The sequence below is a fragment of the Achromobacter aloeverae genome, from assembly GCF_004121055.1.
GTDB classification, from domain to species: domain Bacteria; phylum Pseudomonadota; class Gammaproteobacteria; order Burkholderiales; family Burkholderiaceae_B; genus Bordetella_C; species Bordetella_C aloeverae.
On record NZ_PYAL01000008.1, the window covers coordinates 374,666 to 397,102 of the forward strand.

General features: G+C 65.2%; 13 protein-coding genes, 1 tRNA gene and 1 riboswitch. Of the genes, 6 read left to right on the forward strand and 8 right to left on the reverse strand.

The window, feature by feature from the left end:
• Window positions 1-10: 10 nt before the first annotated feature.
• On the forward strand, window positions 11-1,174 hold the full coding sequence (locus C7R54_RS25195) for an iron-containing alcohol dehydrogenase (protein ID WP_129153534.1): 1,164 nt from the start codon (window positions 11-13) through the stop codon (window positions 1,172-1,174).
• Between the two features lie 117 nt (window positions 1,175-1,291).
• Here the strand turns inward: C7R54_RS25195 and C7R54_RS25200 are convergent, their stop codons facing one another.
• The 4 genes from C7R54_RS25200 to C7R54_RS25215 form a co-directional block, all read right to left on the reverse strand.
• Entirely contained in the window at window positions 1,292-3,457 is a 2,166-nt protein-coding gene (locus tag C7R54_RS25200) for a prolyl oligopeptidase family serine peptidase (RefSeq protein ID WP_129153536.1), read from the reverse strand.
• Between the two features lie 106 nt (window positions 3,458-3,563).
• Window positions 3,564-4,400 carry an EcsC family protein gene (locus C7R54_RS25205; protein WP_129153538.1) on the reverse strand — a complete coding sequence of 279 codons (837 nt, stop codon included), beginning with the start codon at window positions 4,398-4,400 and terminating at the stop codon, window positions 3,564-3,566.
• Between the two features lie 161 nt (window positions 4,401-4,561).
• Entirely contained in the window at window positions 4,562-5,563 is a 1,002-nt protein-coding gene (locus tag C7R54_RS25210) for a Bug family tripartite tricarboxylate transporter substrate binding protein (RefSeq protein ID WP_129153540.1), read from the reverse strand.
• 182 nt (window positions 5,564-5,745) lie between these two features.
• A complete protein-coding gene (locus C7R54_RS25215; RefSeq protein WP_129153541.1) occupies window positions 5,746-6,861 on the reverse strand; it encodes a porin in 1,116 nt (371 codons plus the stop codon).
• Window positions 6,862-7,381: 520 nt separating this feature from the next.
• Here C7R54_RS25215 and C7R54_RS25220 point away from each other — a divergent pair.
• Entirely contained in the window at window positions 7,382-9,319 is a 1,938-nt protein-coding gene (locus C7R54_RS25220; RefSeq protein ID WP_129153543.1) for a bifunctional metallophosphatase/5'-nucleotidase, read from the forward strand.
• A gap of 636 nt (window positions 9,320-9,955) precedes the next feature.
• On the opposite strand, the gene C7R54_RS25225 is transcribed toward C7R54_RS25220, so the two are convergent.
• Window positions 9,956-10,030: transfer RNA gene (locus C7R54_RS25225), tRNA-Arg, on the reverse strand.
• 196 nt (window positions 10,031-10,226) lie between these two features.
• Between C7R54_RS25225 and C7R54_RS25230 the strand changes: the two genes are divergently transcribed.
• The gene (locus tag C7R54_RS25230) at window positions 10,227-11,147 is read left to right on the forward strand and encodes a c-type cytochrome (RefSeq protein WP_129153545.1); all 921 of its coding nucleotides are present in this window, start codon (window positions 10,227-10,229) and stop codon (window positions 11,145-11,147) included.
• Window positions 11,148-11,312: 165 nt separating this feature from the next.
• Here the strand turns inward: C7R54_RS25230 and C7R54_RS25235 are convergent, their stop codons facing one another.
• Complete coding sequence (locus C7R54_RS25235) at window positions 11,313-11,927, reverse strand: SecDF P1 head subdomain-containing protein (RefSeq protein WP_129153547.1); 615 nt, start codon at window positions 11,925-11,927, stop codon at window positions 11,313-11,315.
• Window positions 11,928-12,269: 342 nt separating this feature from the next.
• Between C7R54_RS25235 and thiC the strand changes: the two genes are divergently transcribed.
• Together thiC and C7R54_RS25245 are read left to right on the forward strand one after the other, a co-directional pair.
• Complete coding sequence (thiC, locus tag C7R54_RS25240; RefSeq protein ID WP_129153549.1) at window positions 12,270-14,183, forward strand: phosphomethylpyrimidine synthase ThiC; 1,914 nt, start codon at window positions 12,270-12,272, stop codon at window positions 14,181-14,183.
• Between the two features lie 289 nt (window positions 14,184-14,472).
• Window positions 14,473-15,318: a DUF1444 domain-containing protein gene (locus C7R54_RS25245; RefSeq protein WP_129153551.1), complete on the forward strand. Its 846-nt coding sequence runs from the start codon at window positions 14,473-14,475 to the stop codon at window positions 15,316-15,318.
• Between the two features lie 29 nt (window positions 15,319-15,347).
• Here the strand turns inward: C7R54_RS25245 and C7R54_RS25250 are convergent, their stop codons facing one another.
• Both C7R54_RS25250 and metH read right to left on the reverse strand, forming a co-directional pair.
• The gene (locus C7R54_RS25250; protein WP_129153553.1) at window positions 15,348-16,157 is read right to left on the reverse strand and encodes a helix-turn-helix transcriptional regulator; all 810 of its coding nucleotides are present in this window, start codon (window positions 16,155-16,157) and stop codon (window positions 15,348-15,350) included.
• An 11-nt stretch (window positions 16,158-16,168) separates the two neighbouring features.
• Window positions 16,169-19,942, reverse strand: a complete 3,774-nt coding sequence (gene metH, locus C7R54_RS25255; RefSeq protein WP_129153555.1) for a methionine synthase — start codon at window positions 19,940-19,942, stop codon at window positions 16,169-16,171.
• A gap of 241 nt (window positions 19,943-20,183) precedes the next feature.
• A riboswitch (cobalamin riboswitch) is annotated at window positions 20,184-20,345 on the forward strand.
• A 95-nt stretch (window positions 20,346-20,440) separates the two neighbouring features.
• On the opposite strand from metH, the gene C7R54_RS25260 reads away from it, so the two are divergent.
• Window positions 20,441-22,408 (forward strand): TonB-dependent receptor plug domain-containing protein, encoded by a 1,968-nt coding sequence (locus C7R54_RS25260; protein WP_129153557.1) that lies wholly within the window; start codon window positions 20,441-20,443, stop codon window positions 22,406-22,408.
• The last annotated feature ends 29 nt before the right edge of the window (window positions 22,409-22,437 follow it).

Below are 22,437 nucleotides of genomic sequence, written 5' to 3' on the forward strand. Positions count from 1 at the left end.
GACACACACGATGAATCCCCTGGCAATATCCAGCTTCTCCAGCCCTACGCGCCTGGTCTTCGGGCATGATGCCCACACCAATTTGCCCCGGATCATTCAGGACTGGGGCTGCAAGCGGGTCTTTTTGATGGTCGATCCCGCACTGGTCAAGAGCGAGATCACGCAGCGCATCACCCAGCTGCTGGAAGACGCCGGCATACCGATGGCCAACTTCGGCGATATCGAACCTGAACCCAGCGATACGACGGTCGCGGCGGCCTATGAGCGCTGCCGCGCGCATGAAGCGGAAGCCATCGTCGCCATCGGCGGAGGCAGCGCCATCGACGTCGCCAAGGCCGTGGCCATCCTGATGACCAATGGCGGCAAGGTCTCGGACTACGAGGGCATCGAGAAATTCAGCGTGCGCCCCTTGCCCTTGTTCGCCGTGCCAACCACGGCGGGCACGGGATCGGAGGTCTCCAGCGCCGCCGTCATCACCGACACCCAAAGGCATGTGAAAATGGCCATCCGCCATGCGGCCTGGGGGCCGGCTCAAGTCGCCATCCTCGATCCCCTGGCGGTGGCATCCCTACCGGCGCACGTCGCGGCGCATTCGGGCATCGACGCGTTCGTCCACGCCTTCGAGTCCTACCTGTCCAAGCTGGCGAATCCGTTTTCGGACGCGGTCAATCTCCATGCCATGAAGCTGATCGCGGGCAATATCCGGCAATTCGTCGCCAACCGGCAGAATACGACCGCCGCCATGGACATGTTGTGCGGCGCTTCCATGGCCGCGATGTCCTTCGGATACACCGGCCTGGGCAACGTGCACTGCATGGCCATGCCCATCGGCGCCTTGTTCCCCGTTTCGCATGGCCTGGCCAACGCCTTGTGCCTGCCGACAGTAGCCGAGTTCAACTTCATGGCCAACCCGGCGCGCTATGCGCAGGTGGCGCATATCCTGGGCGCGAATGTGGCCGGACTGCCGGAACTCGACGCCGGGCGGCTGGCGATAGACGCGATCCGCACGCTGTGCGCGGACCTAGGCATACCCACAAGGCTGCGCGATGTCGGCGTCACGGAATCATCGCTGGATGAGCTGGCCCGGCGCAGCTTCGCGGCGGACTACAACCGCTGGAATCCCCGGTACACGTCGGAAAAGGAATTCCGGGAATTGTTCGCAAAGGCGTTCTGAGCAAGCTGGCTAGAGGTGCATTTCCTGCCCTCGAAGCGCAATGCCTGCTGGTGAGCCCCCGCACCAAGGATGCTCCGCGGCGGAACGGGTGGCGGACGAGGATGGAGCAGGCTGGAATCAGCCCCCCACCTCCCGCCACAGAAACCCCGCCTCCAACGCCGCCGTCCTCGCCATGGTCCGCGCATCCACCCCCGCCCCGTGCCCGCCCTCGCGGCGCTCCAGGTACCACACGTTCCCGTGCCCCTGTGCCTGCATCTTTGCCGCCATCTTGCGGGCATGGCCCGGATGCACGCGGTCGTCGCTGCTGGAAGCGCTGAACAGCACGGGCGGATACGCCACGTCCGCGCGAACCTGGTGATACGGCGAATAGGCCAGCAGGTAGGACAGGGCCTCGGCGTCATCGGGATCGCCATACTCCTCTGTCCACGTTGCCCCCTGCAGCAGCTTGTGAAAACGCGCCATGTCCAGCACCGGCACGTCGGACAGCACCGCGCCGAACAGGTCCGGGCGCTGCACCATGCACGCCGCCGTCAACAGTCCGCCATTGCTGGCCCCGCTGATCGACAGCTGCCTTGGGGTGGTGACGCCGGTATCGACCAGCGCCTGCGCCACCGCGATGAAATCGTCGAAGGCGACCTGCCGCTTCTCGCGCACGGCGGCCTGGTGCCACGTCGGGCCGAACTCGCCGCCGCCGCGTATGCAGGCAATGGCATAGATGCCGCCTCGCTCCAGCCAGGTGATGCCCGTCGTCGCGGAGTAGGCGGGCGCATCGAGCGCCTCTTCGAAGCCGCCATAGCCGTATAGCTGGCAAGGCAGCGGCGCGCCGCCCGGCTCGGGCAGGCGGCCGATCACCCAATAAGGGATCGATACCCCGTCCGGCGCGGGCGCATAGCGCAATTGCGCCGACATGCCGGTGACGTCGAACTTCGGCGGCATTTGCGCCAACAGCCGCCAGCCCGCCGTGGCGCCACCGCCTGCCTCGCCCAGATCCGCGTAATAGAGCGACGGCGGCACCAGGAAATGGTCAACGTGGATCAACACCGTATCGTCGCGCTCGGCATCCACCGATTCCATCGTCACTTCGCTGTCGGGCGGCAGCACGTAAGGCTGCGGCCCCCACTCGTCGCCCTCTCCGCGCGGCAGGCGCCACAGCGTCAGGCGCGGCACGCTGTCCTGCCGCTCGGCCACCAGCACCCAGTTGCGCGTGAAATCCAGGTCGTCCAGCACGCGGCGAGGACCCGGCGTGAACAGCACGTCGAAGTCACGCCGGCCGGCCAGGAAAGCCTCGCGCCGGATGGCCAGCAGGCAGCCGGCCCGATGCACCAGGTCGCCCGCCCGCCAATCTTCGCGCAAGGTGATGAACAGCCACCCCATCCATTCGTCGATCTCCGCGCCCGGCGGGACCGCATACTGCCGCCATTGCGCGGCGGCTTCGTCCAGCCAGAACCAGTCCGTGCGAAAGAACGCCGTCGCCCGCGCCGCCAGGTGGCGCCTTTGAAGATAGTCATACCAGACATTGACGGAAATATCCGTCTGCGCACATTCCAACACGACGGGCGCCGCGTCCAGCGGCGTGCCGCGCCGCCATTTGCGCACCTGGCGCGGATTGCCGGCATTCGTCAACGCGGGCTCGTCATGCGCCGCGCTATCGTCCCAGCCGACGTAGACCGTGTCCCGGTCTATCCATCCGATGGAATGCTGGCCCTCGTCCGCGATCTCGAATCCGCCGTCCACGAAGCACCGCGCCTCGACGTCGAATTCCATGACGATGCAGGCGTCCGCGCCATCCGGCGACAGGCTGACCAACGCGCGGTCGTAGTCGGGATAGCGCAGCTCGAAATCCTGCAAGGTCCAGCGCGTCGGGGCTTCGTCTTCCTCCCCGTCTTCGTCATCCGCTCCCTGCTGGTTCAGCGCCAGGCCATCGACATCGAGCACGGTCTCCCACACCGGCGCACGGTCCAGCCATGCCTGCCACGGCGTGCGGCGTACCAGCCCCAAGGGGTGATCGGCGTCAGTCCATGTGTTGTACCCCCAATCGCCGCAACGCGAGCACGAGACGATGCGGTCTTCGGAATCGTAGAGGGACGTCAGGCGCGCCACCGTGGCATCAAAGTCCGGGCCCTTGCCGAAGGCATCGAGGGTGCGCTGGTTCTGCGCGGTCACCCACTGCTCGACGACCGGACTGTCCAGGGATTCCAGGTACTGGTAAGGATCCTGGCCGGCGGGGTCCGCCGAAGTTGCCAACGAAGTGGTTACCAACGAAGAGGGTTGTTCGTGCTGCATGCGTCAGGCTATCACCGTGGAAATTCAACATCATGGCGCGCGAAGCGCCATGCGTGGATAGGAGAAAAGTTGGAGTATGCCCCGGATACGTTTGTACGTAAGCAGACTATTCCGATGATTCCCCCAGCCGCTGGTACGCCGCCTCGATCGCCGCCTTGCCATATTTGCCTTCCAGGCGCCGCACCACGAAGTGGCCCCGCGCCATTTGCTGGTAATGATTGGTAAAGGCGGTGTTGATCAAGGCGCCGGCCGCCGCGCCGATCACGGGCACAGCCTGGGCGGCCACTTTTTCGGTGACCTGGACGCCAAAACGGCTGGCCACCGCATTGATCAGGCGCACCAAGGGCGGCGCCGCCGTCGCCCCCAGCTTGCCCCCCGTTGCCAGGAAGGCGGACGCGTCCACCGCGGCCTTGGCCATGGCCTCGCGCGCCGCGAAATAACCCACCTCGGCGGCATCGTCCGACTTGGACCGGCCGCCCAGCCCCAGTACCTGCACGCAATCCAGCTGCGTGGTCACGTCGTCCAGGTCGGCGCCCTCGCCACGCGCCACATCCGCGATAGCCCGCATCATGATGGTGACCGAGACGGGCAGCTCCACGGTAACCGCCGCCAAACCGAAAAAGCCCCCCACGCCGCCGCTGACCGCCGCGCCCGCCTTGTGCAGCCACCTCGACGCAGCCGGGGCCGTCTCGGCGGCGCGGCCATCGCGTTTGCCCATGGTCATCAATGCGGCCTTGAGCGCGGCGTGTATCGCCTTCTGGGTAGCCTCGGTGATCAGGCCGCCGGCCTTGGCGGGCAGCATGTCCAGGGCGTATTCGATGGGCTTTCCAACGTAATTCGACAAGCGCGCGGTCAGGCTCGGATTCTCCAGGATGTCGCGCGCCAGTTGCAGGCTTTCCAGGTCCTCCGGACTCAGGGATGGCTGGGCATTTTCGGTCGGCATGGGCATTCCTCCGGGGCCTGTGGATACGGTAGAGAAGGTAAAGCGCCCCGCACCCTTTCAAGTTTAATCGAGTGCCATTTTTAGTTCGCGTAGGCGTAAAGACGAAACCCGCGCCTGGGCGCGGGTTTTTCGAGTAAAGCACGTGCTGCGTTACCCCGGATTCAATGCACGGTGCCTGCCCCCGTTCGACGAAGCATCTCCGACCACCTACCGGCATCGGCGGCGAGGTATTCCTCCACCGCGTCCGGCGACTGTTTCGCCGGGGGAACGATATAGCCCAGGTCGGCCAGCACCTTGCGCACCTCGTCCATCGCCAGCACCGTGTTGATCGAGCGGTTCAGGCGCGCGACGGCGTGTGAGGGCGTACCTGTGGGTGCCATGAGCGCAAACCATCCTGGTGGCGTCGCCGTCATGAAACCGGACTCCTCGATCCCTGGAACCTGCGGCAACTGGGCTATCCTGGCACCCGAAATAACGGCCATTCCGCGGGCGCGGCCGGACGTTATATAAGGTAGCACCGCAGCCAGGCTGGAAATGTAGAAATCCGACCGGCCGCTGATGACCTCCGTCATGGCTTGCGCATCGCCCTTGTACGGAATATGCAGCAACTGCACACCTGCGACACGCTGGATTTCATCACAGACGAGGTTGCCCACCGAACCTATGCCGACACTGGCGCAGCTGAACTTGCCCGGCTGTGCTCTTGCGATTTGCATGGCATCGGACAGCGTGGCGGCCGGGACATGATTGCCGGCAACGATGACAAACGGTACTTCCGCCGCGATGCCGATAGGCGTCAGGTCGCGCGAGAAGTCCAACCCGCTATCTCGACGCATCAGTTGATGCAGCAATGTCGAACTGCCCGCCATGTAGACCGTATAGCCATCGGGCACGGATCGCGCCACGGACAGGGCAGCCACGGTTCCCGCCGCTCCTGGACGATGTTCGACGATGACGCGTTGCCCCAGCTCTTCCGACATATGCCTGGATAGATGACGGGCAAGCACATCGGCTCCTCCGCCCGGCGCATAACCAACCACCAGCGTAATGGGACGCTGTGGAAACACCTCGACCACCTGGTCGGGAGACATGGCCATCGAACACATGGGAAACACTCCTGTAATTAGGACCACCTCGGCCAGCTTCTTCTTTCCGATACCCATTTCGATCTCCACTGCATAGAACGTCGAACGAGAATCGCCGGAAAAGGCACGGCGAACTCCGCTTGGGTAAGTCGTGGCTGGTTGTTGGTTCCACGTGCGCTAAAGCGAAATGCGCCGGGGCAGCCGCAGGAACGCCGGCATGGCGGCCGTTTCTGCCGCCATGCGCTCAACGACGCGGCCCGTCAGAACTGATGTCGAATTCCCGTGACCACGGCGGTATCGGTAACGCCATCGTGAAAAGCGTAGTTGTCCCCGTAGGACGCATAGGCGTAGAAATTGGTCCGCTTCGATAGCGTGTACGTGGCGCCGATGGCATAGACGTTGAATGTCTTGTCGCCGCCGGTGAGCTTGCCGCTATTCGGATCGGCACGCTGCCACGAGCCGAATACGGCAGTGGCATTGCTCACGGGCACCGTCAGGCCCACCATGGTCGATGTCGCGCGAAAGCCCTCGGCCAGTTTGAAATAGCCGAAGTCCTTGTCGCTGCCGCCCGGCATGACCGCCAGCGTCTGGCCGACGAACCAGCCGTCCAGCGTCTGGCCGACGGCGGCCGCCAGCTTCACGACCTCCAGGTCGTAGGTGGCGCCCAGGCTGTATTCGCGCAGCGTGGCCTTGGACTGGCCGCCGGCGGCCGCCGCGGTGCCCTTCAGGCGGTCATACGAAGCCGCGACGAAAAGCGGACCCTTGCTATAGGACAGGCCCGCCGTCAGCGCGCGGTCATTGTCCGCGGTGGCGAACTTGCCGGCATCGCCGCCCATCGTGTCGTCCGCATTGAACGAATACCCGACGCCAAGCTGGAAGCCGCCCACGACGGGCGAGTGATACATCGCCAGGTTATCCAGGCGCATCGTATTGGTAGCGCCGAACGTCGCGCCCATATTGGCCGCGTTGTAGCTGGTGCCGAACGGATCTATCAGCGAAAACAGTTCGGAAGCCATGTTGATCTGGCGGCCGAATTCGATGCGGCCCCAGGTCCTGGAATCCAGGCCCAGTGTCGACTGGCGTCCGAACATACGGTTGCCCTGTTGTCGTTCGCCGTTGGTCGGCGCGAAACCGCTTTCCATCGTGAAGACCGCCGACAATCCGTCTCCCAGGTCTTCCACGCCGTGCAAGCCGACGCGCGAACCGCTGGCCACGCCATGCACCTGGCCGATGCGGCTGGCGTGGAAACCGTCGCCGCGTATGCGTTCATAGCCGACGCCGATATCGATGATGCCGTACAAGGTGACGGCGCTTTCCGCATGCGCGGCGCCGGTGCATGCCGCCATCAACGACGCGGCGAGCAAGGTTTTCTTCACTGATTTCCTGGATGACACGGTCACGGGCAATGGATCTCCCAGGGCGGGTTATGGCCCTTGTGGTTGAGAACGGATTTTCGAAACGCAAAAGCACGCCAGCCCTCGATGAGGAGTGGGTGATCCGGCGGTAGGTTGAGAAGCCGATGCGGCTTCAAGAAGGGCGCGGAACGCGCCGCCGGCTGCGTCCGCGGACACAGGCCGACCGTCCTGGCGACTGCGCGCGCAGGGACGTTCTGGTTAAAAAAAGGAACTGCGCGCGGTGCAAGCCACCCGATGGGTCCGATGGCGCGCCTTGAGGCAATCCGGTCCGGATTCTAACAAATCGGCCAGACCGGCAGATCGAAGCGCGACACGCGCCCCCTTCCGACGATAAAGACTCCGGGAGACGCGCGCGATTGGATAACACAGCGATCGCGCCCGTTGGCACGCGGCGGGGATATCGCCATGTCTCCACATTTAATGTCCGCGTCACACGAAGCTTACAGAATCCTGTCTCCCGGAATCATCAGGAAAGAGGATCATGAAGTATTGGAAACGCCACGCGCTGGCCGCGGCGCTGGCCAGCGTGCTTGCCCTGCTCGCCGCCTGCAACGGCAGTCACGATAGCGATGACGACAAGAGCGAGAGCGGTAACGAAACCCCGCCAGCGGCCGAAGCGCGCGCGCTGGACCTGACCATTCTGCATATCAACGACCACCACTCCAACCTCGATGGCAAGAGCAAGGAGCTCACGCTCAAGAACGCCGCGGGCAGCACGGTCAAGACTACCGTCAGCAGCGCCGGCTTTCCTCGCGTGAAAGCCGCCATCGACGAACTCGCGGCGCAATCCACGAACGTCCTCAAGCTGCACGCGGGCGATGCCTTGACCGGCACCCTGTACTTCAATCGCGCAGGCGAGCCGGGCGAAGCCGATGCGGCGCTCATGGACACCGTTTGCTTCGACGCCATGACGCTGGGAAACCACGAATTCGACAAGGGAGACGCCGGCCTCAAGCAGTTCATCGGCTATCTGCATGCCGGCGCCTGCAAGACACCCGTGCTCAGCGCCAACGTGACTTTCGGCGCCGCTTCGCCCATGTTCGCGGCCGCCCCCTCCGACAAGGTCCTGCCCTACACCATCGTGCGCCGGGACGACCAGCCCATCGGCATCATCGGCGTGACCATCGCGGGCAAGACCAAGCAATCGTCCAGCCCGGATCCCCACACCAATTTCAGCGACGAAGCGACGGCGGTCCAGGTCCAGATCGACGCGCTGCGCGCGCAAGGGGTCGACAAGATCGTCCTGCTTTCCCACATCGGCTACGACTACGACAAGGAAGTCATCGCCAGGCTGTCCGGCGTCGATGTCGTGGTGGGTGGCGACTCCCATACCCTGCTGGGTCCCGACAGCCTGAGCGCCTACAACGTCGGCACGCCGCAAGGCAGCTACCCGACCCCGCTGCGCGACAAGGATGGCAAGCTCGTCTGCCTGGTGCAGGCCTGGGAGTACGCCCAGGTCGTCGGCGAACTGAAAGTCAGCTTCGACAAGAACGGCGACGTCACCGCTTGCGCGGGCCGGCCACACGTCCTCATCGATAGCGACTTCAAGGTAGGCGGCGCCGCTGCCACGGTGCAAGACAAGGCCGTCTTCCTGGCCGACGCCGCACAAAGCGGATTCCTGCGCGTCCAGGCGCCGGATGCGGGCACCGCGGCGACCCTGCAGCCCTTCAAGGCCAAGGTCGACGCCTATAGCCAGAGTATCGTCGCCACCGTGCCGCTGGAGCTGTGCCGTCGCCGCGTGCCGGGTACCCGGGGCATCAGCGACCTCAGCAACTCCAGCGCGACCTGCAACGCGGAAGGCAGCGTCAACACACGGGGCGGCGATATCCAGCAGCTGGTGGCGCAGGCCTATCTCGATGTGGCCAACGAGGAATACGGCGGCGCCGATATCACCCTGCAAAGCGGCGGCGGCGTGCGCATCGCGCTGACGCCCGGTACCGTCACGGCCGCCAAGGTGATCGAGGTGCTGCCTTTCGGCAATATGTTGTGGCGCCTGGACGTAACCGCGGCGGAAGTGAAGTCCATGCTGGAAGATGGCATGCAGGCCGTGTTCGGCCCTGGCGGGACCACCGGCCCCTATCCGTATGCCGGCGGGCTGCGCTGGGACACCGATTCCACGCAGACGCAGGGCAACCGCGTGAGCAATATCGAGTTCCACGACCGCGCCACGTCCACCTGGATGCCGCTGGACCCGGCCCGCACCTACAAGTTGTTCGTGCTGAGCTTCAACGCCACGGGCGGTGACGGCTACAAGACCCTGACCAACGTGCCCGCCGCGCGCCGCCAGGACATCGGCGTGCTCGACGCCGACGTCTTCCAGACGTACATCGACATGCAGCCCAAGGACTCGGCGAGCGGCCTGCCCATCCTTGACCGCCTGCCGCACGATATATACAGCACCAAGTCGTTCATCGAGTAAGCGCGAAGCGCGCCCTCCGTGCCTGTCGCGGAGGGCGCGCCATGCGGCGACGCAGCGGCCCAGCGGTTGAGACGAAGCAAGAAGAGCCGGCGGTCAGTGGAGCGTCGCGACCGGCATGGAGGGCGAGCTTGCGTGCAGTGCGCGGTACTCCAACAAGGCAGCCATTCCGGCGCGCTCGGCATCTTCCCTGCTTGTGTGCCGGCCACCGGCAGCCACCAACGCGCCTGGGCCCGCACTTGTCAGTTGGCACAGATGCAGCCTCCATGCGAACAGGCCGTCCACTTGAACGCCGATCGAAAGCGAGATTCGGTAGCCATCTTGCAGAAGCGCGAAGGAATCCATGGTCCCCACATCTTCGGAGGTGGTCAGGTTGAGCTAGTCACATACTCCGGCAAAAGGGGCGAATATGATCTAAGTCTTCCTGAGCAGGCTGTCGCTTGGCGCAATTAGAGTATCGCACTGGCTCAAGCTCCGGCGCGGCCAGAGCTCGCCAGCATCGGAGTGCCCGCCGCACGCGCAAGATTCTTCAAGAACGACTACTGGGAGGAGGTGGCAGGCGGGACGGTCAGCTCAGCCCCGCATTGACAGCAGGACCGCAAGGGCAATTGAAGCGCCCCGAAAAACCGGATGGTGCCGTGGCGCGCCCGGCAGGAATCGAACCTGCATCTAGAGCTTCGGAGGCTCTCATTCTATCCATTGAACTACGGGCACAAGGGAGGCGGTATTGTACCTAAATCCGCGAACCTTGCTGGCGCTGCGGCAGCGCACCATTCCAGGGCCGTTTCAGGCCGTTATAATCGTCGGGTTTGCACTCGCTGCGAATGGCGGTTTGCTGGCTTGCCGCCCTGCTTTGAATCACTGTTGCCGCCGTGCAGGCGCCCCGGTACACCGATAGCAGGATTAGGATATGAGCAAAGAGCAAGAACATACACAAGAACATGCCTCACTCATCAAGACCCCCCAGCAGTTGATCGTTACAGTCGTTTTAGCTTTTGTCGTCCCGATCATCATCATCCTGATGCTGGTCAACGTTGTGGTCTCGAAAGGCCGCAGCGGCGCCGGTTCCAATGCCTTGACGGCCGACGCCATCAGTAAACGCATTGCGCCCGTGGCGGGTTTCGATTTCGTCGATATCACGGCACCCAAGGTCTTCAAGACCGGCGAGCAGGTCTTCGGCGCGGTCTGTACGTCCTGTCACGCCGCCGGCGTGGCCGGCGCGCCCAAGGTGGGCGACAGCGCCGCGTGGGGACCGCGCATCAAGGAAGGCTACGAGGCGATGTTGAACATCGCGCTCCATGGCAAGGGCGCCATGCCCGCCAAGGGCGGCAACCCCTCGCTCAGCGATTACGAAGTGGCCCGCGCGGTGGTCTATATGGCCAACAAATCGGGCGGCAACCTGCCCGAGCCGCAAGCCCCGGCGCCCGAAGGGGGCAAGGCCGCCGCGCCGGCGCAACAGGCGCAAACGCAGGCACAACCCCAGGCCCAAGCCCAGCCGCAGCCTGCCCCAGCCGCGCGACCGGCGCCCGCGCCGCAATCGGCCCCGGCCCCGGCTGCAGGCACGCAAGCCGCCGCGCAGCCTGCCGTCAATCCGGCCGGCGAAAAGCTGTACAAGAGCACGTGCTTCGCCTGCCATGGCACCGGCGTGGCGGGCGCGCCCAAGTTCGGCGACAAGGCCGCCTGGGACAAGTACATCCAGACGGGCGAAGACACCATGGTCAAGACGGCCATCAGCGGCAAGGGCGCCATGCCCCCCAAGGGCGGCGCCGCCAATGCGTCGGAAGACGATATCCGCGCCGCGGTGCGGTACATGGTCAACGCCGCGAAGTAGTCGCGCCGTAGCTGCGCAATGACCTCGCAGTGGCCTCCCCTGGCCCTTGCGGCCAGGGAGCGGCGCCCACGCGGGCCGCGCCACGCAAGGCGCCCCACATAAAAAGAAACCGGCCCGCATTGCGGGCCGGCTGCGCTTGCGACGCGTGATGAACGCGTATCGCGCTTATTGCTGGCGCGGCGCCGTCGACGCGGGCGTCGCGCCCGGCGTGCCGGCGGCGGCCGGTTGATCGCCACGCACCTTCGCAACGATGTCCTGCGCGGTCTGCGCGCTGTTCACGCTGAACGCCAGCACGCCGCGAGTCAAGGGTTCGCTGATACGCAGGGCAGCCAGGATATTGCCGTCGGCCACCAGCACCAGCAGCTTGCCGACGTTCTGGGTGGTCACGGTGTTCAGCGTGCGGGCGCCGCCTTCGGTGAAGCGCAGGCCCACGTAGTTCTCACCCTGGCGGCTCGCCAAGGGCGCCGCCTCGGTCAAGTCGGCGCGGGTCAGGACGGGTTGGCGCTGCACATAGATGGAGCCATCGCTGAGCTTGACTTCGGTCAGACCGGGACCGGGGTTGTTCTGCGCGAGCAGGAAGCCCACCTTGGGCACGGTCACCTGGCCCGCGGACGGGGCGCCCGGCGTCGTCGAGGGCGTACCAGGGGGCGTCGATGCACCGGACGTCGACGGCTGGGTTCCCTCGGCCTGCCCGGTCTTGTGGCCCGGCGTCTGGCAGCCTGCCAGGGCCAGCGTGGCAATAAGCAATGCGGGAGCCAGCTTACGAAGGGTGATCTGCATGGAGTTCTTCCTGTTTTTGGTCTGGTTGAATCGCGCCGGCGAACCGGCGGTTACAAAAAAGTTTACAAGGCGCTGAGGGCTCGGCACAGGATCAGACTGCTTCCATATGTAATGCCGATGACACTACAGGCTTTTAACCCGTTCTATACTTCTACGTTCACGCGGGGGTACTTCTCGCCGGCCTGGCCGGTGGGAGGTTGAGAGAGTCCCTTCGTACCAGTACGGATAATGCCGATGCTGGGAGCGTTCCGGTGCAAGGTAGGGGGTGACTTCGTGCAACAACCCGCATCCTGGTTCCGGTCCGACCCGATTCGGCTCCAATCTCTAGTCTTGGAGCTTCTTATGAACGCCAATCCCAAGTTCCTCGCCGCAACGGCCGAGGTCGATGCAGCCGCTGTCGCGCCGCTGCCCCGTTCCCGCAAAATTTACCAGCAAGGCTCACGCCCGGACATCCGCGTGCCGTTCCGGGAAATTTCCCAGGACGATACGCCGACGATGTTCGGCGGAGAACAAAATCCCCCGCTGACGGTGTACGACACCAGCGGCCCCTATACCGATCCCGACGTCAAGATCGACATCCGCCGCGGCCTGCCGGAACTGCGCCGCGCCTGGATCGAGGAACGTGGCGATACCGAACTGCTGTCGGGCCCCTCCAGCGCCTACGGCAAGGAGCGCCTGGCCGACCCCAAACTGACCGCGATGCGCTTCGACCTGCGTCGCCCACCGCGCCGCGCCAAGACCGGCGCCAACGTGTCGCAGATGCATTATGCCCGTCGCGGCATCGTTACGCCGGAAATGGAATTCGTGTCCATCCGCGAGAACCTGCGCCGCGAACAATACCTGGAATCCCTGCGCGCCAGCGGCCCGGATGGCGAAAAACTCGTCAAGCGCCTGACGCGCCAGCATCCCGGCCAGTCCTTCGGCGCCGCGATTCCCAGCATCATCACGCCGGAATTCGTGCGTGACGAAATCGCGCGCGGCCGTGCCATCATCCCGGCCAACATCAACCACCCCGAGGTCGAGCCCATGGCCATCGGGCGCAATTTCCTGGTGAAGATCAACGCCAATATCGGAAATTCCGCGGTCAGCTCCGGCATCGCCGAGGAAGTCGAGAAGATGACCTGGTCGATCCGCTGGGGCGGCGACACGGTCATGGACCTGTCCACCGGCAAGCATATCCACGAAACCCGCGAATGGATCGTTCGCAATTCGCCGGTGCCCATCGGAACGGTGCCGATCTACCAGGCGCTGGAAAAGGTCGACGGCAAGGCCGAGGAACTGACCTGGGAAATCTTCCGCGACACGCTGATCGAGCAGGCCGAGCAGGGCGTGGACTACTTCACCATCCACGCCGGCGTGCGCCTGCCCTTCATTCCGATGACCGCCGACCGCATGACGGGCATTGTCTCGCGCGGCGGCTCCATCATGGCCAAATGGTGCCTGGCGCACCACCGCGAAAGCTTCCTCTACGAGCGTTTCGAGGAAATCTGCGAAATCATGAAGGCCTATGACGTCAGCTTCTCGCTCGGCGACGGCCTGCGGCCCGGTTCGGCCTGGGACGCCAACGACGAAGCGCAGTTCGCGGAACTGAAGACCCTCGGCGAACTGACCCAGGTGGCCTGGAAGCATGACGTGCAGGTCATGATCGAAGGTCCCGGCCACGTGCCCATGCAGATGATCAAGGAAAACATGGATCTGCAGCTGGAACACTGTCATGAGGCCCCCTTCTACACCCTGGGGCCGCTGACCACCGATATCGCGCCCGGCTACGACCACATCACGTCCGGCATCGGCGCCGCGCTGATCGGCTGGTACGGCACCGCGATGCTGTGCTACGTGACGCCCAAGGAACACCTGGGCCTGCCCAACAAGAAGGACGTCAAGGACGGCATCATCACGTACAAGATCGCCGCCCACGCGGCCGACCTTGCCAAGGGACACCCCGGCGCGGCCATCCGCGACAACGCCCTGTCCAAGGCGCGCTTCGAATTCCGTTGGGACGACCAGTTCAACCTGGGCCTGGACCCCGACACGGCCAAGGAATTCCATGACGAGACCCTGCCCAAGGACTCGATGAAGGTGGCGCACTTCTGCTCGATGTGCGGACCGCACTTCTGCAGCATGAAGATCACGCAGGACGTGCGCGACTACGCGGCGACCGTGGGCGTGGCCGAGCAGGAGGCGCTGCAAAAGGGCATGCAGGAAAAGGCGGTCGAGTTCGTCCGCAAGGGCGCCGAGGTCTACAGCAAAATATAGGCCCCAAAATATAGGCCCCCCCTACCGCGCGGAGCGCGGCCCCCTGGGGGCGAAACCCGCGGACCGGGAGACCCGGCTCCGCGGTTTCCCCGGTCTGGCCCAGGTTCTTAAGCGGCTTCGCGATGTGACTCTTGGCAGGATGGCCTCCGTTCGGAGGCCATTTTTTGTCGCTGGGCAGCAGCAGGCGGCAAAGCCGCGCGGGGTGGCGTCAATTTTTAGGTTTGGGGGTGGGCCGGATATCATCGGGGTATCTTTTCCGTCCCGCATTGCGGGTCTTTCTGGAACCCCGATGACCTTTTTCTCCCGTATTTTCGCTGCCCGGCAAGCGCGCCCCCTGGACGTGGCGGGTTTCGCCAAGGCCTATGCGAGCGCCGCGCAGGCGCGTTATCCCGGCGCCGACGTGAAGATCGACGAAGCCGCCACCGCGGCCGGCGTCAAGGTGCACTGGACCATGCCCGACGGCATGCAGGTGAACCAGTTCCTGGGCAATGCCTACGCGGCTTACCAAAGGTCCCCTGCCGACATCGACGCCATCATCGCCGCGCACCTGGATGCCGCCCCCACGGGCGACGAAGCGGCCCCGGCCACGCGGCGCGCCAATATCCTGCCGCTGGTGAAGACCACCATGTGGCTGGCCACCAGCCTGAAGCAGCTGGACGCCGCGGGCATCGAGAACAAGCAGGCCTTCATCACCGAGCCGCTCACCGACGAATTGCTGGTGGCCTTCGTGGAAGACAAGCCCGACGCCATGAGCTATGTCGCCCCCGGCGAGCTGGAAGGACTGGAACTGACCCGCGAGGCCCTGATGCCGCTGGCGCTGGAAAACCTGCGCCGCCAGTTGCCCGCCCTGACGGTCGAGGGCCAGGACGGCCGCTACGGCGTGCGCGCCGACGGCAACTACGACGCCAGCTTCGTTTTCCTGGCGCAGGAATGGCGCGATCGGGTCGACATCGATGGCGAGCCGGTCATCGCCCTGCCCGCGCGCGACGAACTGCTGGTCTGCGGCAGCAATGACGCCGATAGCGTGCGCTCGCTGCGGGACATGGCCGCGCGCATCATGGCGCAATCGGCCTACGGACTGTCGGCGCAATTGTTCACGTGGAAGGACGGACAGCTGTCGGTGTTCGCCGACTGAAGCGGCGGCCACCGCCTCCTGCTCGCCTCCTATTCCTTGAGCAGCATGATCAGCTTCATGTCGGTATGCGTCGCCAGGCGGAAAGTAATCTGGCGATAGCGTAGCAAGCCCATGCGCGGATGGTCGAAGTCGCGCAAGCCGCCTTCCCTGTCGATGACGGCGTGGCGGGTCCACCAATGGCCGAAGGCAGGGCTGGCGCGCGTCAAATCGTCCAGCAGCGCCCGCACATCGTCCTCGTCCAGGTGCGCGCCCGCGTCGGCGCGGAATTCCGCCACCACGCGCCGCGCCCGCTGCTCCCAATCCACCACCAGCTGGCGCGCGGCCGGATCCAGGAAGATGTAGCGCAGCAGGTTGGGCGCCGGATCGCGCACGGGCCAGTCGTCGAACAACTCGCGCATCTGGGAGTTGTACGCCATTACGTTCCAGCAGCGGTCCAGCACATAGGCCGGCACATTGATGGCATCCACGCTGTCCTGCAGCACGCCCGACATCCCCGCCGGCTCGTCGCGCGGATGGCTGGGGTCGGCGCATTCCGCCAATTCGAACAGATAGGCGCGCTCGGCCCGCGCCAGCTGCAGCACGCTGGCGATACGCGCCCACACCGCCGGCGATACCGACACTTCGCGGCCCTGCTCGATCCAGGTGTACCAGGTGACGCTGATCCCGCACAGCTGCGCCACCTCTTCCCGTCGCAGTCCCGGCGTGCGCCGCCGCAAGCCCGCCGGCACGCCGGCCATCTGCGGGGTAATGCGCGACCGCGCCGCGCGCACGAAATCCCCCAGCGCATGGCGGCGCAAGGCGGAACCCTCGTGGGCCGACATGCTCGCGGGGACGTTCATGGTCCGGCCTGCTAGCCCAGGTTGGGCGCCAGCGTGCGGCGCACGTCTTCTTCGCTACGGCCGCTGCGCTGCACATAATCGCGCAACTGGTCCTCGCCTATCGTGCCGACGTTGAAATACTGCGAATCGGGATGGCTGAAGTAGAAACCCGACACGCTGGACGCCGGATACATGGCATAGCTCTCGGTCAGCTCGATATCGACCTCGGCCGCATCCAGCGTCTCGAACAGCTCGCGCTTGACCACGTGCTCCGGGCAGGCGGGGTAGCCCGGCGCCGGACGGATGCCGACGTATTTCTCGGCGATCAGCGCGTCGTTGTCCAGCGTTTCGTCGGCGGCATAGCCCCACAGGTCCTTGCGCACGCGGGCGTGCAGGCATTCGGCGAAACCCTCGGCCAGGCGGTCGGCCAGCGCCTTGAGCATGATGCCGGAGTAGTCGTCATGCGCGGCCGCGAATTCCGCTTCCTTCTTTTCGATGCCCAGGCCGGCGGTAACGGCGAACAGGCCGATGTAGTCCAGCTTGCCGCTATCCCGGGGCGCGATGTAGTCCGCCAGGCACTTGTTGCTGACGCCTTCCCGCTTGACGCCTTGCTGGCGCAGGTTGCGCCAGGTGAACAGCACTTTCTCCCGGCTCTCGTCGGCGTAGACCTCGATGTCCTCGTCATTGACGCGGTTGGCCGGATAGAAACCCACCACGCCGTTGGCGGTCAGCCAGCGCCCGTCGATGATGCGCTTGAGCATGGCCTGGCCGTCGGCCAGCACCTTGCGCGCCTGCTCGCCCACCACCTTGTCGTCGAGGATGGCGGGATACTGGCCGAACAGGCTCCAGGTCTGGAAGAAAGGCGTCCAGTCCAGGTAGGACGCGATTTCCGCCAGGTCGTAGTGCTTGAAGGTGCGACGGCCGATGTACTTGGGCCGCGGCGGCGTATAGGAAGCCCAGTCTATGGCCGGACGCGCCGCGCGGGCGTCCTCGATCGACATCAGCGGCGTCGCCTTGCGGTTGGCATGGCGGCGGCGCACTTCCTCGTATTCCTGGGCCAGCTCGGTGACATAGGCCTCGGCCTGGTCCGAGACCAGGTTGGTGGCCACGCCCACCGAGCGGCTGGCGTCGGGCACGTAGATGACCGGCCCGTCATAGTGCGGCGCGATCTTCACGGCGGTATGGACGCGGCTGGTGGTGGCGCCGCCGATCAGCAGGGGCACCTTGCGGTCGCGGAAATACGGGTCGCGCTGCATCTCGGACGCGACATAGGCCATTTCCTCCAGGCTGGGCGTGATCAGGCCGGAGAGGCCGACGATGTCCGCCTTCTCTTCCTTGGCCTTGGCCAGGATCTGCGCGCACGGCACCATCACGCCCATGTTCACGACTTCGAAGTTATTGCACTGCAGGACCACCGTCACGATGTTCTTGCCGATGTCGTGCACATCGCCCTTCACGGTCGCGATGACGATCTTGCCCTTGGCGCGCACATCGCCCCCGGCCGCCGCGATCTGGCGTTTTTCCTCTTCGATGAAGGGAATCAGGTGGGCCACCGCCTGCTTCATCACGCGGGCCGACTTCACCACCTGCGGCAGGAACATCTTGCCCTCGCCGAACAGGTCGCCCACGACGTTCATGCCGTCCATCAGCGGCCCCTCGATCACCTCGATGGGGCGGCCGCCGCGCGCCGCCACTTCCTGGCGCACTTCCTCGGTGTCCTCGACGATGAACGTGGTGATCCCGTGCACCAGCGCGTGCGTCAGCCGCTGCGCCACCGGCTGGGCGCGCCAGGCCAGGTCTTCCTCCTTCCTGGCGCCCGAGCCCTTGACGGTATCGGCGAACTGCACCAGGCGCTCCGTGGGCGTGCGGTCGTCGTCGGCCTCGGTCCTGCCGACCGGCTCCTGGCGGTCCAGCACCACGTCCTCCACCAGGTCGCGCAGACGAGGCTCCAGGTCGGCATAGACCCCCAGCTGGCCGGCGTTGACGATGCCCATGGTCATGCCTTCGCGGATCGCGTAGTACAGGAAGACCGTGTGGATGGCCTCGCGCATCGGCTCGTTGCCGCGGAAGGAGAAGCTGACGTTGGAAACGCCGCCGGAGATACGCGCGTGCGGCAGGTTCTCGCGGATCCAGCGCGTGCCTTCGATGAAGTCGACGGCGTAGTGGTTGTGTTCTTCGATGCCCGTGGCGACGGCGAAGACGTTGGGATCGAAAATGATGTCTTCCGGCGCGAAGCCTTCCTGCTCGACCAGCAGCTTGTAGGCGCGCCCGCAGATTTCCTTGCGGCGCTCCAGCGTATCCGCCTGCCCTTGCTCGTCGAACGCCATCACCACCATGGCCGCGCCATAGCGGCGGCACAGGCGCGCGTGATGCAGGAATATCTCCTCGCCTTCCTTCATGGAAATCGAGTTGACCACCGGCTTGCCCTGCACGCACTTCAGGCCCGTCTCGATGACTTCCCACTTGGAGCTGTCGATCATCACCGGCACCCGCGCGATATCGGGCTCGGACGCGATCAGGTTGAGGAACCGGCGCATGCAGGCCACCGAATCCAGCATGGCCTCGTCCATGTTGATGTCGATGATCTGGGCGCCGTTTTCCACCTGCTGGCGCGCCACGGCCAGGGCCTCGTCGTACTTTTCCTCGCGGATCAGGCGCGCGAACATCTTGCTGCCGGTCACGTTGGTGCGCTCGCCGACGTTGACGAACAGCGTCTCTTCGTCGATGTTCAGCGGCTCCAGGCCCGACAGGCGCGTCTTGACCGGGATTTCCGGAACCGTGCGCGGCGTCAGCGTGCGCACCTTGGCGGCGATGGCGCCGATATGCTCGGGCGTGGTGCCGCAACAGCCGCCCGCCATATTGACCAGGCCCGCACGCGCGAATTCCTCCAGCAGCGCGGACGTATCGGCCGGCGTCTCGTCGAAGCCGGTATCGCTCATCGGGTTGGGCAGGCCGGCATTGGGATAGACGCAGACATAGGTGTCGCAGATCTTCGACAGCTCGGCCACGTAGGGCCGCATCAGCGCCGCGCCCAGGGCGCAGTTCAGGCCTATGGTCACCGGGCGGGCGTGGCGCACCGAATTCCAGAAGGCCTCGACGGTCTGGCCCGACAGGATGCGGCCCGAGGCGTCGGTCACGGTGCCGGAAATCATCACCGGCAGGCGCACGCCGCGCGCCTCGAAGACTTCTTCGACGGCGTAGATGGCGGCCTTGGCATTGAGCGTGTCGAAGATGGTCTCGATCAGCACGATGTCGATCCCGCCGTCCAGCAGGCCGTTGAGCTGTTCGACATAGGCCGCCCGCAATTCGTCGAAGGTGACGTTGCGCGCGCCGGGATCGTTGACGTCCGGGGAAATCGACGCCGTCTTCGGCTGCGGCCCCAGCGCGCCGGCGACGAACCGGGGATGCTCCGGCGTGCTGTAGGCGTCGCAGGCCGCGCGCGCCAGGCGGGCGGACTCCACGTTCAGTTCGTAGGCCAGTTCCGGCAGGTCGTAATCGCCCTGCGCGATGGAGGTCGCGCCGAAGGTATTGGTCTCGATGACGTCGGCGCCGGCCTCCAGGTACTGCCGATGGATCTCCGAGATCACGTCCGGCCGCGTCAACGACAGCAGTTCGTTGTCGCCCTTCAGGTCCTTGCCATGCTCGGCGAAGCGCTGGCCACGGAAATCGGCCTCGGTCAGCTTGTAGCGCTGGATCATGGTGCCCATCGCGCCGTCCAGGATCAGGATGCGGTCGGCTAGCCCGCGCACGAAGTCGGCGCCGTGCGTGTAGGCGGACAGGGGGTAGGGCATGGCGGGATAAGGCACGATCGATCCTGATTGAGGTGGGGCGCGCGGACGAACCCCTGAGTATGGCAAATAAGCGAAAAGGTAGATACCGAACGGCGCCGCGTCCTGCATGAAGGCAGGCACGCGCGGTGGCGTCCCGGCAACAAAACCCCGCCAAATCAAGGCGTAATGGTAACAAAAGCCCTATATGGCGCAGACGTCGTGTTACAGTCCGCAACCTCGAATCGGTGCTTTCAACGCATCCGGACCTGCTCGCGGCCTTTGCCGCGCCGGGCCCGGCGGGTGAAAGTCAAACGGGAAACAGGAAGGAGGGCCGCCCATTCATTGGGTAAGCGCGCCCCCTCAGCCTGTGCTGCCCCCGCAACGGTCATCGCGCGGCGACGCGCGACAGCCCGATACCGGCCGGTTCGCCCGTGGAACCCTCCGGCAGGCGCCAACACCAAGGCGCCCTCTCCGGCGTGGTTCCGGTTTTCCGTGAATGACGTGCGGGGTCGCGCGTCCCACCGAGGTCAACTCATGAAGTCCCGCTTTGTCCTGCGCAACGCAGGCCTGCTCGCCTGTCTGGCGCCCGCCTGGGCCTGGGCCCAGCAAACGCCCGCCACCGCCTCCACGGCGCCCGCCACCGCCTCCACGGCGCCCGCCATCCCCACCACGCAACTCGGCACCGTCGTCGTCACCGCCGCCCGCAGCGAACAGGCGCTGAAGGACGTGCTGGGCGACGTCACCGTGATCGGCAGCGAGGAATTGCAGAACGCCGGCCAAAGCAGCCTGGCGGAGGTGCTGTCGCGCAGCCACGGCATCGAATACGCCAACAACGGCGGCCCGCAGACCGTCACCAGCCTGTTCATCCGCGGCGCCAACAGCAACCAGACCCTGGTGCTGGTGGACGGCCAGCGCATCAACAACGCCACCAACGGCCTGCCGGCGCTCAACGCCCTGCCCGCCAGCAGCATCGATCACGTTGAAATCGTGCGCGGCGCGGCCAGCAGCCTGTATGGATCGGACGCCATCGGCGGCGTCATCAACATCATCACCAAGCGCAACACCGACAAGCCGCTGTCGGCCTATGCCGACGTCGGTTTCGGCACCTACGGCACCAGCAGCTACAACGCCGGCCTGTCGGGCGCGTCCAACGGCTGGACCTACAGCCTGTCGACCGGCTACCAGCAAAGCAGCGGCTTCGACGCCACCACCAAGAAGAACTATTATCACAACCCCGACAAGGACAGCTACTACCAGAACAACGTGGCCGCCTCGCTGGGTTATGAATGGCTGCGCGGCCAGACCCTGTCGGTCCAGTACTACCGCAGCTACGTGAATGGCGGCTACGACATGGGTGCGGCGCCGCTGTTCAACGACCGCGCCATCCAGAAGCTGGAAGACTATTCGGTCACCAGCACCAACCGCCTGACGGACTTCTGGACCAGCACCCTGCGCTTCGGCGCCTCGGTGGACTACAACCGCAGCGAGAATGCGCCCGGCGACGAGGTCTACGGCAATACGCCCGATGGACGCAGCGTGTTCCGCACGCGCCAGACGCAGCTCAATTGGCAGCACGACCTGCAACTGGCCCCGGGCCAGAAGCTGACGCTGGCCTATGAACACCTGGAACAGCGCGCCAACGGCGATATCGTCAACTTCAACGACTACCCGGTCACCGTCGGCAATTACGAGCAATCGCGCCGCCTGGTGAATTCGTTCACCGGCGTCTATCTCGGCGACTTCGGCCGCCATCACGTGCAGGCCAGCCTGCGCAACGACAACAACTCGCAGTATGGCAACCGCACCACCGGCGGCCTCACCTACGGGTTCGACATCACGGACAAGGTACGCGCCACCGCCGGCTACAACACCGGTTTCCGCGCGCCGAACTTCAACGAGCTGTACTGGCGCAACGACAGCTTCTTCCAGGGCAATCCCAACCTGCGCCCCGAGACCTCGCGCAATTACGAGCTGGGCCTGCGCTACCAGGACGACGATGCCGAAGCGGGCGTGACCTACTATCACAACAACGTCAAGAACCTGATCATCAACCAGGCCGTCGACCCGTCGAATCCTTTTGGCGTCTACCAGCCCTACAACATCGCCCATGCCGTGCTGGAAGGCGTCACGTTCACGGGCATGCGCAAGTTCGGCGATACGCGCATCCGCGCCAGCCTGGACCTGAGCAACCCCCGCAACACCGACACGCACCAGCAATTGCCGCAGCGTTCGGACACGGTGCTGCGCCTGTCTGCCGACCACCGCTGGGGCAGCTTCCTGCTGGGCGGCGAGGTCTACCTGACCGACGAGCGCAGGGACGCGACGACCGGCAGCACGCTGGGCGGCTACGGCCTGTTCAACCTGCTGGCGTCGTATGACGTCACGCGCAACGTGCAGGTGTCGGTGCGCTGGAACAATGTCTTCGACAAGCAGTACACGCTGGTCGACGGCTACCGCACGCCGGGCTCCAACGCATTTGTGAACCTGCGCTGGCGCATGTAGGATCGTGGCACCGCGCCGCGCGAGCGGCG